12 protein-coding genes are annotated in these 16,609 nt (G+C 55.6%); 7 read left to right on the plus strand and 5 right to left on the minus strand.

Annotation, left to right across the window (positions count from 1 at the left end; translation table 11 throughout):
* Nucleotides 1-36 precede the first annotated feature (36 nt).
* Together ampD and ampE are read left to right on the plus strand one after the other, a co-directional pair.
* Nucleotides 37-588 carry a 1,6-anhydro-N-acetylmuramyl-L-alanine amidase AmpD gene (gene ampD / locus BMW97_RS18285; RefSeq protein WP_045907805.1) on the plus strand — a complete coding sequence of 184 codons (552 nt, stop codon included), beginning with the start codon at nt 37-39 and terminating at the stop codon, nt 586-588.
* Nucleotides 589-597: 9 nt separating this feature from the next.
* Nucleotides 598-1,452, plus strand: coding sequence for a beta-lactamase regulator AmpE (ampE, locus tag BMW97_RS18290; protein WP_045907806.1), 855 nt, complete (start codon nt 598-600; stop codon nt 1,450-1,452).
* Nucleotides 1,453-1,470: 18 nt separating this feature from the next.
* On the opposite strand, the gene BMW97_RS18295 is transcribed toward ampE, so the two are convergent.
* From BMW97_RS18295 to aroP, 3 genes are all read right to left on the minus strand, one after another.
* Complete coding sequence (locus tag BMW97_RS18295) at nt 1,471-2,421, minus strand: glycoside hydrolase family 43 protein (protein ID WP_045907807.1); 951 nt, start codon at nt 2,419-2,421, stop codon at nt 1,471-1,473.
* A 10-nt stretch (nt 2,422-2,431) separates the two neighbouring features.
* Complete coding sequence (locus BMW97_RS18300; protein ID WP_090393059.1) at nt 2,432-3,829, minus strand: glycoside-pentoside-hexuronide (GPH):cation symporter; 1,398 nt, start codon at nt 3,827-3,829, stop codon at nt 2,432-2,434.
* A 164-nt stretch (nt 3,830-3,993) separates the two neighbouring features.
* Complete coding sequence (gene aroP / locus BMW97_RS18305; RefSeq protein WP_024907477.1) at nt 3,994-5,364, minus strand: aromatic amino acid transporter AroP; 1,371 nt, start codon at nt 5,362-5,364, stop codon at nt 3,994-3,996.
* 538 nt (nt 5,365-5,902) lie between these two features.
* Here aroP and pdhR point away from each other — a divergent pair.
* From pdhR to traT, 5 genes are all read left to right on the plus strand, one after another.
* On the plus strand, nt 5,903-6,667 hold the full coding sequence (gene pdhR / locus BMW97_RS18310) for a pyruvate dehydrogenase complex transcriptional repressor PdhR (RefSeq protein WP_008501960.1): 765 nt from the start codon (nt 5,903-5,905) through the stop codon (nt 6,665-6,667).
* A 123-nt stretch (nt 6,668-6,790) separates the two neighbouring features.
* Complete coding sequence (gene aceE / locus BMW97_RS18315; protein WP_008501959.1) at nt 6,791-9,454, plus strand: pyruvate dehydrogenase (acetyl-transferring), homodimeric type; 2,664 nt, start codon at nt 6,791-6,793, stop codon at nt 9,452-9,454.
* Between the two features lie 14 nt (nt 9,455-9,468).
* Nucleotides 9,469-11,364: a pyruvate dehydrogenase complex dihydrolipoyllysine-residue acetyltransferase gene (gene aceF, locus BMW97_RS18320; RefSeq protein ID WP_023326706.1), complete on the plus strand. Its 1,896-nt coding sequence runs from the start codon at nt 9,469-9,471 to the stop codon at nt 11,362-11,364.
* Between the two features lie 175 nt (nt 11,365-11,539).
* The gene (gene lpdA / locus BMW97_RS18325; RefSeq protein WP_003856313.1) at nt 11,540-12,964 is read left to right on the plus strand and encodes a dihydrolipoyl dehydrogenase; all 1,425 of its coding nucleotides are present in this window, start codon (nt 11,540-11,542) and stop codon (nt 12,962-12,964) included.
* Between the two features lie 68 nt (nt 12,965-13,032).
* A complete protein-coding gene (traT, locus tag BMW97_RS18330) occupies nt 13,033-13,719 on the plus strand; it encodes a complement resistance protein TraT (RefSeq protein WP_045907809.1) in 687 nt (228 codons plus the stop codon).
* Between the two features lie 55 nt (nt 13,720-13,774).
* On the opposite strand, the gene BMW97_RS18335 is transcribed toward traT, so the two are convergent.
* Nucleotides 13,775-14,566, minus strand: coding sequence for a DUF2950 family protein (locus tag BMW97_RS18335; RefSeq protein WP_045907855.1), 792 nt, complete (start codon nt 14,564-14,566; stop codon nt 13,775-13,777).
* Nucleotides 14,567-14,576: 10 nt separating this feature from the next.
* Nucleotides 14,577-16,145 (minus strand): DUF3300 domain-containing protein, encoded by a 1,569-nt coding sequence (locus tag BMW97_RS18340; protein WP_045907810.1) that lies wholly within the window; start codon nt 16,143-16,145, stop codon nt 14,577-14,579.
* Nucleotides 16,146-16,609: the final 464 nt, after the last annotated feature.

Raw genomic sequence — 16,609 nt, forward strand, 5'->3', positions numbered from 1 at the left:
AACCGAGTAACAGCACCATACATAAGGAGTTCCAGCATGTTGTTAGAAAACGGATGGCTGGTGGATGCGCGGCATGTGCCTTCGCCGTACCACGACTGCCGCCCGGAGGATGAAAAGCCCACACTGCTGGTGGTTCATAATATTAGTCTCCCGCCGGGAGAATTTGGCGGCCCGTGGATCGATGCGTTATTCACGGGAACGATTGATCCCGATGCCCATCCTTTCTTTGCTGAGATTGCGCATCTGCGCGTGTCGGCTCACTGCCTGATTCGTCGCGATGGTGAAGTGGTTCAGTATGTTCCCTTTGATAAGCGCGCCTGGCATGCCGGGGTGTCGATGTATCACGGGCGCGAACGGTGCAACGATTTTTCTATCGGGATCGAACTGGAAGGCACGGATACCACGCCCTACACCGATTCACAGTATCAACAGTTAGCGGCTGTGACCCGCACGCTTATCGGACTCTATCCGGCCATCGCCGACAATATTACGGGACACAGTGATATTGCCCCGGCGAGAAAAACCGATCCCGGCCCGGCATTCGACTGGCCGCGGTTCCGCGCCATGCTCACCGCGTCGTCAGAATAAGGAGATACCATGACGTTGTTTACCATGCTGCTGGTTATCATCGCTGAACGCCTGTTCAAGCTCGGCGAGCACTGGCATCTGGATCACCGGCTGGAGGTGCTTTTCCGCCGGATTAAGCACTTTTCTCTGCTGCGTACGCTGCTGATGATGGCTGGGGTGATGGTGATTACGTTCCTGCTGTTGCGCGCGCTGCATGGACTGTTTTTCAACGTGCCGCTGCTGGTGGTGTGGATCCTGCTCGGCGTGCTGTGCATTGGTGCGGGTAAGGTGCGTTTACACTATCACGCCTACCTGAAAGCCGCCTCCCGTGACGATGCCCATGCGCGCGGTGCCATGGCGAGCGAGCTGACGATGATCCACGGCGTGCCGCCGGACTGCGACGAGCGCGAGTTTCTGCGCGAACTGCAGAACGCGCTGCTGTGGATTAACTTCCGTTACTACCTGGCGCCGCTGTTCTGGTTTGTGGTGGGCGGCCCGTGGGGACCGGTCTTGCTGATGGGGTATGCGTTCCTGCGCGCCTGGCAGACTTGGCTTGCCCGCTATCTGACGCCGCATGAACGTTTGCTGTCCGGCATCGATGCCATCCTGCACGTGCTCGACTGGCTCCCGGTGCGTCTGGTGGGTGTGGTGTACGCGTTAATTGGACACGGTGAGAAAGCGCTGCCCGCATGGTTTGCTTCGTTGGCCGACCGCCATACGTCGCAGTACCAGGTGTTAACGCGTCTGGCGCAGTTCTCGCTGGCGCGTGAGCCGCATACCGACAAGATTGAAACACCGAAAGCCGCTGTCTCCATGGCGAAGAAAACGTCGTTTGTGGTGGTGGTTATCGTGGCGCTACTGACGATCTACGGCACGCTGGTGTAAGCCAGCGCGCCGTAACGATTAAAGCGTGTCCGCAGGCGGGATGCCGAAATCAGGCATCCCGTTTTCATTCCAGCGGACGCGCTTCAGACGGGTATGACGGTTCGGATCGTAAAGCGGATCGCCCTCAATTTCGGTGTAGTTCCGCGCGTGATACACCAGCACATCTTCCCCTTCCGGCGTTTGTGTAAAGCTGTTGTGGCCCGGGCCGAACTGGCGGTTTTCGTAGCTGGTCACGAATACGGGACGCGGGGATTTGTGCCAGTTTGCAGGGTTTTGCGGAGCGGCATTCAGGTCTATCCACAGCAGTCCCATGCAGTAGTTCTCGTCGGTGGCGCTGGCGGAATAGCTGATAAACAGCTTATCGCCGTGAACCAACACCGCCGGGCCTTCGTTAACCCAAAATCCGCGACACTCCCAGTCATACTCCGGTTTGCTGAGCATCACCGGCTCGCCTTTTAGCGTCCACGGGTTCGCCATTTCGCACAGATAAAGGTTGGAGTTCCCGGTGATATCCGGTGCCTTTTGCGCCCACAGATACCAGCGTTTCCCCTGATGCACAAAGGTGGTAGCGTCCAGAGCAAAGGTATCGAACGGGGTTTTGATTTGCCCTTTTTCCACCCACGTGCCGGTAAGCGGATCGCTGTCGGTACATTCAATGGCAAACATGCGGTGCTGGAACATCCCGAGTGCATCGAGCGCCTGCGTGTGCGTCGCGGCAAAATAAATGTACCACTTTCCGTCGATATGATGCAGTTCCGGCGCCCATATCAGCTGGCTCATGGGGCCAGCGTCGGGTTTACGCCAGACCACCACTTCTTCGGCATGACGTAAGCCTTCAAGCGACGCTGCGCGGCGGATCGCCAGCCTGTCGTACTGCGGCACGGAGGCGATAAAATAGTACTGCCCCTCATGGCGTAAAATGTACGGATCGGCGCGTTGTTCGATAAACGGGTTTGGCCACTGATGCATTTGGCTCTCCTTATTTTGTCTCTGCGGCTTTAAGTTCCTGATAGTCGTTCAGTTCACGGTAGTTGGTGCGGCGTTTCTCCAGATCGGCCTGGATCTGCTTCATGGTTTCACGATCCACCTTCAGCAGACGCACCACGCCCGCGGTAATTAAGTATCCAATGCCGGGAATGACGGTAAAGAGCAGCACGATCCCGTTAAGGGCGTCCGCGCTTTGCGCTTTCGCGCCCGCGTCGTAGCCGTACCAGGAGAGCAGGAACCCGACCATCGCCCCGGCAATCGCCAGCCCCAGCTTCAGGAAGAAGATGTTGCCCGAGAAGCTGATGCCGGTGATGCGCTTCCCGGTTTTCCACTCGCCGTAGTCGTCCACGTCGGCCATCAGCGACCAGTGCAGCGGAGACGGGATCTGGTGCAGGATGTTCAGCAGGACGTAGAGCACCACGATGGTGACGGTGGCTTTCGGGTCGAAGAAATAAAAGGCGCAGGAGAAAATCGCCAGCACGATATTGGTCCAGAAGAAGACCTTCAGCTTACACCAGCGGTCGGTCAGCACTTTTGCCAGCACGCTGCCGAGCATCATGCCAACAACGCCCAGGCTGATAAACAGCGTGGCGAAGTGGGTGCTCTGGCCCATCACCCAGGTAACGTAATACATGGTGGCCGCCATGCGGATAAAGCCGGGGCAGACGTTGCAGAGCGTCAGCAGCAGAATGCGCACCCACTGGTCGTTCTTCCACACGTCTTTCAGATCGTTTTTCAACTCATCGTTGGTCTGCACCGCCGGGCGCACGCGCTCGCGCACGGTGGCGAAGCAGAACAGGAACATGCAGGTGCCAATCAGCGCTAGTACGGTCATCGCCATCTGGTAGCCTTTGGCTTTGTTGTCCCCGCCAAACCAGTCGGCCATCGGCAGCAGCATTAATGAGAGCAGCAGCGTGGCGATGCCGACCAGCACGAAGCGATACGACTGGCAGGCGACGCGCTCTTTCGGGTCGTTAGTGATCACCCCGCCCAGCGAGCAGTAGGGGATGTTGATGGCGGTATAGGTCAGCGACAGCAGGAAATAGGTGACAAAGGCATAGATAACTTTGCTGTTATAGCTCCACTCTGGCGTGGTGAACATCAGGATGCTGAACAGCGCGTAGGGGAAAGCGATCCACAGCAGCCATGGACGAAACCGGCCATATTTGCTGCGGGTACGGTCGGCAATCGCGCCCATGATCGGGTCCGTTACGGCGTCAATCACGCGGACAGACAGCAGCAGCACGCCGACCAGCGCAGGGGCGAGGCCAAAAATATCCGTATAAAAATAGTTAACAAACAGCATGATGGCGCCAAAGATAATGTTGCATCCGGCGTCGCCCATCCCATAGCCGATCTTTTCTTTTACTGACAGTGTGTTGTTATCCATCGACAGCTCTCCGGTTTACGGTATGGAGAGAATTATTCGCTGGCGAAGGGATATATGCGTTGCAGTATCAGGGCGGTGATATGGATAAATGCGCTGTGGGCGCGAAAGTGTGAGGAAGGTAACAACGCGCGGCACCCGCAAAAGCAGGTACCGCGGAGGGAGGCTTAGTGCGCCTTCATGGCATTACGGCTTTTCTGACTGAAGAGATAGCCCACGCCCAGGATCGCAATCCAGACCGGGATCAGGTAGACGGAAATCGCCATACCCGGCGTGATCAGCATGATCACCAGAACGGCCGCCATGAACAGCAGGCAGATCCAGTTGCCCAGCGGATAGAGCAGGGCAGGGAAGCGCGTGGTGACGCCCTGCTGCTGTTTCGCGCGGCGGAACTTGATGTGTGCCAGGCTGATCATCGCCCAGTTGATGACCAGGGCAGAGACCACCAGCGCCATCAGCAGGCCAAATGCCGATTCCGGTGCCATGTAGTTAATCAGCACGCACAGGGCGGTCACGATGGCGGAAACAATGATGGTATTCACCGGCACGCCGCGTTTATCAACGTTAAGCAGCATCTTCGGCGCGTTGCCCTGTTGGGCGAGGCCGAACAGCATACGGCTGTTGCAGTATACGCAGCTGTTGTATACGGAGAGCGCTGCGGTCAGTACCACGATGTTCAGCGCGTTGGCGACAAAGGTGTCGCCCAGCTCGTGGAAGATCAGCACAAACGGGCTGGTGTCAGCGGTGACGCGCGTCCACGGCAGCAGGGAGAGCAGCACCGCCAGTGAGCCCACATAGAAGATCAGAATACGGTAGATAACCTGATTTGTGGCTTTCGGGATGCTCTGCTCCGGGTTGTCGGCTTCAGCGGCAGTGATCCCTACCAGCTCCAGACCGCCGAAGGAGAACATAATGATGGCCATCATCATCACCAGACCGGTCATGCCGTGAGGCAGGAAGCCACCCTGTTCCCAGAGGTTGCGCACGGTGGCCTGCGGGCCGCCGTTGCCGCTGAACAGCAGCCAGCCGCCGAAGATAATCATCGCCACCACGGCAATGACCTTGATGATGGCAAACCAGAACTCCATCTCCCCGAACACTTTAACGTTGGTCAGGTTAATGGCGTTGATAATGACGAAGAAGGCTGCAGCAGAAGCCCAGGTTGGGATTTCAGGATACCAGAACTGAATGTATTTCCCGACGGCGGTCAGTTCGGCCATGGCAACCAGAACGTACAGCACCCAGTAGTTCCAGCCCGAGGCGAAACCGGCAAAGCTGCCCCAGTACTTATAGGCAAAGTGGCTGAAGGAGCCCGCGACCGGCTCTTCCACGACCATTTCGCCCAGCTGGCGCATGATCAGAAAAGCAATGAAACCCGCAATCGCGTAACCCAAAATAATGCCCGGACCGGCAGACTGGATAACGGATGCGCTGCCCAGAAACAGGCCGGTACCAATCGCACCGCCCAGTGCGATGAGCTGAATATGGCGGTTTTTAAGCCCGCGCTTTAGCTGATCGCCGTGCTGTTGAGCTTCCATTTGAAACCTCGTGTGTGGTTGTTATGTTCACGCTGAGCGTGTGTAATTATGAAAATCCATATTCTGTATTTATTTCTTTACGGTAAACGAGACCGAAAAAAAGCGGAGATGACTTCCGTAAGCGCCAGAATAGTGGTAAGTGCCTGCGAATGCACCTGCTTTATGAAGGGGTGATGACGACTTGAATAAAAAGAAAGCATTTGTAAATCGGCCCGCTCGTTGTTCCTCTCCCAACCTATAGAATAGAAATGCGCCTTAAGTGGGCGAATTTTCATTATTTGCCTTGTTGAATCGCTTCAGATTGCAAAAACCCTCGTTTCATTATGGTTAAAACTCCCTCTTTGGGGGTAATCAACTCATTTGTGCAAAGTTACATTTCTGAAACGTTATTTCTGTAAGGTTGTTAAAATGTGCAGGGTTTACTGATTTCAATCAAAACCAATATGGACAGAAGGTGAATACTTTGTTACTTTAGCGATACGAAATAGAAATTGGTAAGACCAATTGACTCCGGGCAAAAAGGCGTAAGACAGGGAATATGGCCTACAGCAAAATTCGCCAACCAAAACTATCTGATGTGATTGAGCAGCAGCTGGAGTTTTTAATCCTCGAAGGGACTCTGCGCCCGGGTGAGAAACTTCCGCCAGAACGCGAGCTGGCAAAACAGTTCGACGTTTCACGTCCTTCTCTGCGTGAGGCGATTCAACGTCTCGAAGCAAAGGGCTTGCTGCTTCGTCGCCAGGGCGGCGGAACCTTTGTGCAAAACAGCCTGTGGCAGAGCTTCAGCGATCCGCTGGTAGAACTTCTCTCTGACCACCCAGAATCCCAGTTTGACCTGCTTGAGACCCGTCACGCGCTGGAAGGTATTGCGGCCTATTACGCCGCCCTTCGCAGCACTGATGAAGATCGCGTGCGTATCCGCGAACTGCATCAGGCCATTGAACGGGCACAGCAGTCCGGCGATTTAGACGCCGAGTCCAGCGCCGTCGTCCAGTATCAAATCGCCGTCACCGAAGCGGCACACAATGTGGTGCTCCTCCATCTGCTACGCTGCATGGAGCCGATGCTGGCCCAGAACGTTCGTCAAAATTTTGAATTGTTGTATGCCCGTCGGGACATGCTCCCACTGGTAAGCAACCATCGCACCCGAGTATTCGAGGCGATAATGGCCGGGGAACCGGAGCAGGCGCGCGAAGCGTCGCACCGCCATCTGGCTTTCATTGAGGAAATCTTGCTGGACCGCAGCCGTGAACAATCGCGTCGCGAACGTTCATTACGCCGCATACAGCAACGAAAGGATTAAGCGCCAGGTACTTTTAGAGCGCGGCAACTAAACGCAGAACCTGTCTTATTGTGTTCTTGCCCAAGAGCACAATGGGACAGGTTCCAGACAAATCAACGTATTAGATAGATAAGGAATACCCCCATGTCAGAACGTCTCCAAAATGACGTGGATCCGATCGAAACTCGCGACTGGCTACAGGCGATCGAATCGGTCATCCGTGAAGAAGGTGTTGAGCGCGCTCAGTATCTGATTGATCAGCTGCTTTCTGAAGCCCGCAAAGGCGGTGTGAAGGTTGCTTCAGGTGCAGGGGCTAGCAACTACGTAAACACGATTGCCGTCGAAGACGAACCGGAATACCCGGGCAATCTGGATCTGGAACGTCGTATCCGTTCTGCAATTCGCTGGAACGCTATCATGACCGTTCTGCGCGCATCCAAGAAAGACCTGGAGCTGGGTGGCCACATGGCGTCCTTCCAGTCTTCTGCGACCGTTTACGAAGTGTGCTTCAACCACTTCTTCCGTGCAGCGAACGAGAAAGACGGCGGCGATCTGGTGTACTTCCAGGGCCACATCTCTCCGGGCATCTATGCACGTGCATTCCTGGAAGGTCGTCTGACTGAAGAGCAGATGAACAACTTCCGTCAGGAAGTTCACGGTAAAGGTCTGTCTTCTTACCCGCACCCTAAACTGATGCCTGAATTCTGGCAGTTCCCGACCGTATCAATGGGTCTGGGCCCAATCGGTGCGATCTACCAGGCGAAATTCCTGAAGTATCTGGAACACCGTGGTCTGAAAGACACCTCTGAGCAGACCGTATACGCCTTCCTGGGCGACGGCGAAATGGATGAGCCAGAATCTAAAGGCGCGATCACCATCGCGACCCGTGAGAAGCTGGACAACCTGTGCTTCATCATCAACTGTAACCTGCAGCGTCTGGATGGTCCGGTAACCGGTAACGGCAAGATCATCAACGAACTGGAAGGCATCTTCGCTGGTGCTGGCTGGAACGTGATCAAAGTCATGTGGGGTTCCCGTTGGGACGAACTGCTGCGTAAAGACACCAGCGGTAAACTGATCCAGCTGATGAACGAAACCGTTGACGGTGACTACCAGACCTTCAAATCCAAAGACGGTGCCTATGTGCGTGAGCACTTCTTCGGCAAATATCCAGAAACCGCAGCCCTGGTTGCAGACTGGACTGATGAGCAGATCTGGGCCCTGAACCGCGGTGGTCACGATCCGAAGAAAATCTACGCTGCACTGAAAAAAGCGCGTGAAACCAAAGGTAAAGCGACTGTAATCCTGGCCCACACCATCAAAGGTTACGGCATGGGTGATACCGCAGAAGGTAAAAACATCGCTCACCAGGTTAAGAAAATGAACATGGACGGCGTGCGTTATATCCGCGACCGTTTCAACGTTCCAGTCACCGATGAGCAGGTAGAAAACCTGTCTTACATCACCTTCCCGGAAGGCTCTGAAGAGCACAAGTACCTGCACGAACGTCGTCAGGCGCTGAAAGGCTACCTGCCAGCTCGCCAGCCTAACTTCACCGAGAAGCTGGAACTGCCAGCGCTGGAAGACTTCTCTCAGCTGCTGGAAGAGCAGAACAAAGAGATCTCTACCACTATCGCTTTCGTTCGTGCCCTGAACGTGATGCTGAAGAACAAGTCGATCAAAGATCGCCTGGTGCCAATCATTGCCGACGAAGCGCGTACTTTCGGTATGGAAGGTCTGTTCCGTCAGATCGGTATCTACAGCCCGAACGGCCAGCAGTACACCCCGCAGGACCGTGAGCAGGTTGCTTACTACAAAGAAGACGAGAAAGGTCAGATCCTGCAGGAAGGTATCAACGAGCTGGGCGCAGGCGCATCCTGGCTGGCTGCTGCGACCTCTTACAGCACCAACAACCTGCCGATGATCCCGTTCTACATTTACTACTCCATGTTCGGGTTCCAGCGTATCGGTGACCTGTGCTGGCAGGCAGGCGACCAGCAGGCTCGCGGCTTCCTGATCGGTGGTACTTCCGGTCGTACGACCCTGAACGGTGAAGGTCTGCAGCACGAAGATGGTCACAGCCACATTCAGTCTCTGACTATCCCTAACTGTATCTCTTACGACCCGTCTTACGCGTACGAAGTGGCAGTCATCATGCATGACGGTCTGCAGCGCATGTACGGTGAAGCGCAGGAGAACATTTACTACTACATCACCACCCTGAACGAAAACTACCACATGCCGGCAATGCCAGCAGGTGCCGAGGAAGGTATCCGTAAAGGTATCTACAAACTCGAAACCATCGAAGGTAGCAAAGGTAAAGTTCAGCTGCTGGGCTCCGGTTCTATCCTGCGTCACGTTCGTGAAGCAGCACAGATCCTGGCGAAAGACTACGGTGTCGGTTCCGATGTGTACTCTGTGACCTCCTTCACTGAACTGGCGCGTGATGGCCAGGATTGTGAGCGTTGGAACATGCTGCACCCACTGGAAACCCCACGCGTTCCGTACATCGCTCAGGTGATGAACGACGCGCCAGCGGTGGCGTCTACTGACTATATGAAACTGTTCGCTGAGCAGGTTCGTACTTACGTTCCAGCTGATGATTATCGCGTTCTGGGTACTGACGGCTTCGGTCGTTCTGACAGCCGCGAAAACCTGCGTCACCACTTCGAAGTTGATGCTTCTTACGTGGTTGTAGCAGCACTGGGCGAACTGGCTAAACGTGGCGAAATCGATAAGAAAGTGGTTGCGGACGCAATCACCAAATTCAACATCGATGCAGAAAAAGTTAACCCGCGTCTGGCGTAAGAGGTAAAAGAATAATGGCTATCGAAATCAATGTACCGGACATCGGGGCTGATGAAGTTGAAATCACCGAGATCCTGGTCAAAGTGGGCGACAAAGTTGAAGCTGAACAGTCGCTGATCACCGTAGAAGGCGACAAAGCCTCTATGGAAGTCCCGTCTCCTCAGGCTGGCATCGTTAAAGAGATCAAAGTCTCTGTTGGCGATAAAACCGAGACTGGCAAACTGATCATGATTTTCGATTCCGCCGACGGTGCAGCCGCTGCTGCACCTGCGCAGGAAGAGAAGAAAGCCGCTCCGGCCGCCGCTGCTCCAGCAGCTGCCGCGAGCGCGAAAGAAGTGAATGTGCCTGACATCGGCGGTGACGAAGTTGAAGTGACTGAGATCCTGGTGAAAGTGGGCGATACCGTTGCGGCCGAGCAGTCACTGATCACCGTAGAAGGCGACAAAGCCTCTATGGAAGTGCCAGCACCGTTTGCGGGTACCGTTAAAGAGATCAAGATCAACACCGGTGACAAAGTGTCTACTGGCTCCCTGATCATGATCTTCGAAGTGGCAGGTGCTGCACCTGCTGCCGCGCCTGCACAGGCCGCTGCTCCGGCACCAGCCGCAGCACCAGCCGCTGCTGGCGGCGCGAAAGACGTTAACGTACCGGACATCGGCGGTGACGAAGTTGAAGTCACCGAAGTGATGGTAAAAGTGGGCGACAAAGTTGCCGCTGAACAGTCACTGATCACCGTTGAAGGCGACAAGGCTTCTATGGAAGTCCCTGCGCCATTCGCGGGTACCGTTAAAGAGATCAAAATCAGCACCGGCGACAAAGTGTCTACCGGCTCTCTGATCATGGTCTTCGAAGTGGAAGGCGCTGCGCCTGCCGCAGCTCCGGCTGCCGCGGCTGCTCCAGCACCGGCTGCTGCACCGGCTCAGGCTGCTAAACCAGCCGCTGCCCCTGCTGCAAAAGCAGAAAAATCAGAGTTCGCTGAAAACGACGCTTACGTCCACGCGACGCCGCTGATTCGTCGCCTGGCGCGCGAATTCGGTGTGAACCTGGCGAAAGTGAAAGGGACCGGCCGTAAGGGTCGTATCCTGCGCGAAGACGTTCAGACCTACGTTAAAGACGCGGTGAAACGCGCCGAAGCTGCACCAGCTGCAGCCGCTGGCGGCGGTATCCCGGGCATGCTGCCATGGCCGAAAGTGGACTTCAGCAAGTTCGGCGAGATTGAAGAAGTGGAACTGGGCCGTATCCAGAAAATCTCTGGTGCGAACCTGAGCCGTAACTGGGTGATGATCCCGCACGTTACGCACTTCGATAAGACCGATATCACCGATCTGGAAGCGTTCCGTAAACAGCAGAACGCCGAAGCTGAGAAGCGTAAACTGGACGTGAAATTCACCCCAGTGGTCTTCATCATGAAGGCGGTTGCTGCGGCTCTGGAACAGATGCCACGCTTCAACAGCTCCCTGTCCGAAGACGGCCAGAAGCTGACGCTGAAGAAATACATCAACATCGGTGTTGCGGTTGATACGCCAAATGGTCTGGTTGTTCCGGTCTTCAAAGACGTGAACAAGAAGAGCATCACTGAGCTGTCCCGTGAACTGACCACCATCTCCAAGAAAGCGCGTGATGGTAAGCTGACTGCCGGCGAAATGCAGGGCGGCTGCTTCACCATCTCCAGCATCGGCGGCCTGGGTACCACTCACTTCGCGCCGATTGTGAACGCGCCGGAAGTGGCTATCCTCGGTGTGTCCAAGTCCGCGATGGAGCCGGTGTGGAATGGCAAAGAGTTCGTGCCGCGTCTGATGATGCCAATCTCTCTGTCCTTCGACCACCGCGTGATCGACGGTGCTGATGGTGCGCGTTTCATCACCATCATCAACAACATGCTGAGCGACATTCGCCGCCTGGTGATGTAATCGAAAAGCCGGCCAGTCGGCCGGCTTTTTTCTGATAATCTCATGGTGTTTGTGAGGTTATTGGCGAAAGCGACAATTCGTGAGCCGTTTGTTGTTTCAAAATTGTTAACAATTTTGTAAACTGCGGGCGGATAGAACGACCCGGTGGACGACGGGTATAAACTAAGAGGTCATGATGAGCACAGAAATCAAAACTCAGGTCGTAGTACTTGGGGCAGGCCCGGCAGGTTACTCCGCAGCATTTCGCGCAGCGGATTTAGGTCTGGAAACCGTCATCGTAGAACGTTACAGCACCCTCGGCGGTGTTTGTCTGAACGTCGGCTGTATCCCTTCTAAAGCGCTGCTGCACGTAGCGAAAGTTATCGAAGAAGCCAAAGCGCTGGCTGAACACGGTATCGTCTTCGGCGAGCCGAAAACCGACATCGACAAAATTCGTACCTGGAAAGAGAAAGTTATCACTCAGCTGACCGGCGGTCTGGCGGGTATGGCCAAAGGCCGTAAAGTGAAAGTGGTAAACGGTCTGGGTAAATTCACCGGTGCGAACACCCTGGAAGTGGAAGGCGAAAACGGCAAAACCGTGATCAACTTCGACAACGCGATCATCGCGGCAGGCTCTCGCCCAATCGAACTGCCATTCATTCCACATGAAGATCCACGCGTGTGGGATTCCACCGATGCGCTGGAGCTGAAAACCGTTCCTAAGCGTCTGCTGGTTATGGGCGGCGGTATCATCGGTCTGGAAATGGGTACCGTGTACCATGCGCTGGGTTCAGAGATCGACGTGGTTGAAATGTTCGACCAGGTTATCCCGGCTGCTGACAAAGACATCGTTAAAGTCTTCACCAAGCGCATCAGCAAGAAATTCAACCTGATGCTGGAAACCAAAGTGACTGCCGTTGAAGCGAAAGAAGACGGTATTTACGTTTCCATGGAAGGCAAAAAAGCCCCATCCGAACCACAGCGTTACGACGCCGTGCTGGTGGCTATCGGTCGTGTACCGAACGGTAAAAACCTCGACGCGGGCAAAGCTGGCGTGGAAGTGGACGACCGTGGCTTCATCCGCGTTGACAAACAGCTGCGCACCAACGTGCCGCACATCTTTGCTATCGGCGATATCGTCGGTCAGCCAATGCTGGCGCACAAAGGTGTTCACGAAGGTCACGTTGCCGCTGAAGTTATCGCCGGCATGAAGCACTACTTCGATCCGAAAGTGATCCCATCTATCGCGTACACCGAGCCAGAAGTGGCATGGGTTGGTCTGACTGAGAAAGAAGCGAAAGAGAAAGGCATCAGCTACGAAACCGCCACCTTCCCGTGGGCTGCTTCTGGCCGTGCTATCGCGTCCGACTGCGCAGACGGTATGACCAAACTGATCTTCGACAAAGAGACTCACCGCGTAATCGGTGGTGCGATTGTCGGCACCAACGGCGGCGAGCTGCTGGGTGAAATCGGTCTGGCTATCGAAATGGGTTGTGACGCTGAAGACATCGCGCTGACCATCCACGCACACCCGACTCTGCACGAGTCCGTGGGCCTGGCGGCAGAAGTATTTGAAGGCAGCATCACCGACCTGCCAAACGCGAAAGCGAAGAAGAAATAAGTTTCTTCCCTGATTGCTAACGCCTCCTCTGGAGGCGTTTTTTTTGCCTGAAAACTACCCATTAAGTGATGACGCTGACCGGGTGCGGTGCGATGACGACGGCGGTGAAAAAACGCAACCTGGAAGTAAAAACGCAGATGAGTGAAACCATCTGGCTTGAGCCATCCAGTGAAAAAACGGTCTACATTCAGGTTAAAAACACGTCTGATAAAGACATGAGCAACCTGCAGACGCTGCTGGCAAACGATCTGAGTGCCAAGGGATACAAGGTCACCAGCTCTCCTGACAGCGCATACTATTGGGTGCAGGCTAACGTTCTGAAAGCAGACAAAATGGATCTGCGTGAATCTCAGGGCTACCTGAAAACCGGCTATGAAGGTGCCGCTGTGGGTGCCGCGCTGGGTGCCGGTATCACGGCTTACAACAGCAACTCCTCCGGCGCAGCGCTGGGCGTGGGGCTGGCTGCGGGGCTGATCGGCATGGCGGCAGATGCGATGGTGGAAGACATAAACTATACGATGGTGACCGACCTGCAGATCTCCGAGCGCAGCAAGGCGAAGGTCACCACGGACAACATCGCGGCGCTGCGTCAGGGAACGTCTGGCGTGAAGCTGCAAACCAGCTCCGAGCAGGGCGACCGTGCGAAGTATCAAACCCGCGTGGTGTCGAACGCTAACAAAGTAAACCTGAAGTTTGAAGAAGCCAAACCGGTTCTGGAAGCTCAGCTGGCGAAATCAGTCGCCAATATTCTGTAAGTTAAAAAGCCGGGGGGCGGCTTCGCCTTACCCGGCCTACAGGCAGAGCGGGTATTCAGGGTTCGACGGGCTGCCAGGTTTTATCAGGCGCGTATGAGGCCAGCGCCCGGGCCTTTTGCTCCGACTCGCTGCCGAGATCGGACTGGTACACCTTGTCGTCCTGATTTATCACAAAGCTCATCACGCCCGTCTGGCCGTAGTTGACCGGCCACGCCACCATCGCGAAACCGTTTTTATCCGGCAGGATCCGGAAGCGATAGCCGTGATAGCCGGTACCCGGCTCTTTTGGGCTAAATGCTGGTCCGAGCGGACTGGGCGCTTCGCCGGGAGAGGCGGGCCAGTACAAACCGTCTTTTTTGCCCTTCGAACTGACAATCTTCTGCGCGTATTTCTGGTTCATCGCAAAGTAGCTTTGCTGCGCATCAACATAGGCATGTAAGGCTTCAATGGCGGCAAGTTCATTACGCCCGATTTCGCGGGTCAGGATCTCTTCCGCCCCTTCTTTGATATCGAATTGCCAACCGGTGGCGGTTTTGATCACCGGGATGGGAAGCTGCCAGCTGTTATCGCCGACAACAAGATGCGCCGTATCCCCTTCGACAACGGTGTTATGACGGACTTTCCAGTCGCGCAGGAAACGATCGACGGCATCCGGATCAACGCCTTCAGGGGGCAGAAAATCGCGCCAGTTCTCTCCAAGCAGATTGCTCATCGCGCGCTCATTATGCTCACCAATGGCGTTGGCCAGCGCATCGGTCGCCTGATCGGGCGTGCTGAAAGACTGCTGCGCCATCGCCGAGGCCGAAAGCATGAACAACACCATTCCACTGAGTAGTTTACTTTTCATGTCGGTTCCCTTAGCGATGTCGAATTTCACGGCGTTCAGCGCGTCCACCAGACGCCTGACGCGGCTGCTGCTGGCGAGCCGCAAGCTGTCTGCTTTGCGCACCACGCTGCTGCTGCGCCTGCCAGTTCGCAGAGCGGCTGTCGTTGCCGCTCAGCGCATTGGCCCGGGGCTGGCTGTTCCGCTGCTGCAGAGTGCGTTGCTGCGCGGGCTGCGAAACCCCTTTCTCTTGTCTCTGCGCGGTGGTCTGGCGATTTTCTCGCTGCTGTATGGTGGTTCGCTTCGCCGTCTGCGGTTTGGTGTCGTAGCCACGGTAGTTATTGCGCTGGGAAATCTGCTTCAGCTGTTCACTTGAGGCCTGACGCTGCACGTCTTTCGTGCCGGGACGTGCCGTTTGCGGGAGGGTTTTACCCGTGGATTTCTCCATCTGGCTCAGGGCCGCCTGACGCTGGCTGTCCCGGTTAACCGGTTTTTGCTGCGTTGAGCTTAGCCCGGTAGTCGTGCTGGTGGAGTGGAAACGGGTGTTGAGCTGGTTAGTCGGATAGGGCACACCTTCCCGATAGGCCGGGTTATGCTGCCAGGTACGGTTGGCGTCCGTCAGACGCTGTCCGCTGATTTTATTGAAGTTCTCAACGTTAATATTGATGTTGTTATCACCGTTGCGGTTATAGCCGCCGTGATTATCCCAGTCACCGTCATGATGGTGATCCCAGTCATCGTCGTCATCCCAGTCGATATTGCTGAAAATGGCATAGGTTGTGGCGACACCCAGGCTGAAGCCTAAGCCGTTGACGAAGCTGTTGCCAAACTGCTCCCCGGGTGTAGGCGGGAGATAGGTGGGCGGATAGGCGGTGTTGGGCCAGGTCCCGTAAACCGTATTGGGGTTATAGGTGGGGACGTACACAACCTGCGGATCGGCAGATTCAATTTTGATCACCGTTGGCGGGGGCGCAGACGTGGTTGTGGTTGTCGTCGTTGCCTCGGTGGTGCTGGTTTTAGCCGGAGCCGGTTTAGTCACGGTGGTGACCGTCTGCTGAGGCGTGGATTGTAACGCGCCTGTCTTCTGTGCCAGCGTGCGCAGGCGCTGAACGGAATCCATCACGTCTTTCGGCTGCGCGAGAAACGCATCGCCCAAATTTTGTACCCACGGCGGGTTTTCACCCATCAGCGATATGAGCTGAGGAAACGCGACCAGCGATTTGACGCTCGGATCCCATGGCTGGCTGGCAACAGCCTGAATGGCGGCGTCCCCTTCCATTTTAGGGTTGTCTTTTGACCACTGCGCCGCCTGAATCACGTTGGCCGGATAAGTCGAGGCCATCAAGATTTGTGACAGCAGGGCATCCGGGTAGAGTGCGATAGGGGCAACCCACTGATCGATTTGCGCGGCAGTATAGGTTGGCGCGACGACTGGGGCGGGCGTTGCTGCTGCCGGTGCAGCGGGTGCAGCCGGTTGTTGAGCGACGGGGGCGGGCGCAACGGGTTCCGTTGCGCGGCTTTTGACAAACATGACGCCTGAGGCGGCAAGCAGCCCGGCACTGCACAGAAGGACGAGCAGATGTGGCTTAAAGGGCAACTTCATAAAATGACTCCAACGAGACAAGCGCTGTGCCGTGAGGCGTTACGGTTGGCGTGAGTATTATTCACCCGTCTTTTACTGTTTTGACTTTTATTGGGAAGCGTCCGGTACGTCCGGATAAAGAGTGTGAGTATTTATTACACAATTATATGCGATGCGGGAAAAACCGAAGGAAATTCAGAAGGCCGCTCTTACGAGCGGCCAGCAGCTAGTTGCCGAGGTTGACGACAAACAGCACCGTGATGTCGGATATGTTCCAGCCACCGTGCAGCGCGGTTAGCAGTAAACCAGTCACAACGATCAACGCAGTGATTCGCATCTCCATTGCGTGCGTTCCTGTACAGGCTACGCGGGTTCATTCTCCACCGGGAAAGGCAGAACCTGGCAAATGAGTACATTGCCGCGTAGGTTACGGAACTGCTCCCGGGCCCGGTGACTGGTTGCTACACCAGCGAAGCAGGCCGAGC

The organism is Enterobacter sp. NFIX58 (assembly GCF_900110475.1).
Lineage (GTDB): Bacteria > Pseudomonadota > Gammaproteobacteria > Enterobacterales > Enterobacteriaceae > Enterobacter > Enterobacter quasiroggenkampii.

Excerpts from the sequence above, each read along its gene's own strand:
- traT (WP_045907809.1), top strand. The coding sequence starts at position 13,033 with ATGACGCTGACCGGGTGCGGTGCGATGACGACGGCGGTGAAAAAACGC.
- aceE (WP_008501959.1), top strand. The coding sequence starts at position 6,791 with ATGTCAGAACGTCTCCAAAATGACGTGGATCCGATCGAAACTCGCGAC.
- lpdA (WP_003856313.1), top strand. The coding sequence starts at position 11,540 with ATGAGCACAGAAATCAAAACTCAGGTCGTAGTACTTGGGGCAGGCCCG.
- BMW97_RS18295 (WP_045907807.1), bottom strand. The coding sequence starts at position 2,421 with ATGCATCAGTGGCCAAACCCGTTTATCGAACAACGCGCCGATCCGTAC.
- BMW97_RS18340 (WP_045907810.1), bottom strand. The coding sequence starts at position 16,145 with ATGAAGTTGCCCTTTAAGCCACATCTGCTCGTCCTTCTGTGCAGTGCC.
- ampD (WP_045907805.1), top strand. The coding sequence starts at position 37 with ATGTTGTTAGAAAACGGATGGCTGGTGGATGCGCGGCATGTGCCTTCG.
- ampE (WP_045907806.1), top strand. The coding sequence starts at position 598 with ATGACGTTGTTTACCATGCTGCTGGTTATCATCGCTGAACGCCTGTTC.
- aroP (WP_024907477.1), bottom strand. The coding sequence starts at position 5,364 with ATGGAAGCTCAACAGCACGGCGATCAGCTAAAGCGCGGGCTTAAAAAC.
- pdhR (WP_008501960.1), top strand. The coding sequence starts at position 5,903 with ATGGCCTACAGCAAAATTCGCCAACCAAAACTATCTGATGTGATTGAG.
- BMW97_RS18335 (WP_045907855.1), bottom strand. The coding sequence starts at position 14,566 with ATGAAAAGTAAACTACTCAGTGGAATGGTGTTGTTCATGCTTTCGGCC.
- aceF (WP_023326706.1), top strand. The coding sequence starts at position 9,469 with ATGGCTATCGAAATCAATGTACCGGACATCGGGGCTGATGAAGTTGAA.
- BMW97_RS18300 (WP_090393059.1), bottom strand. The coding sequence starts at position 3,829 with ATGGATAACAACACACTGTCAGTAAAAGAAAAGATCGGCTATGGGATG.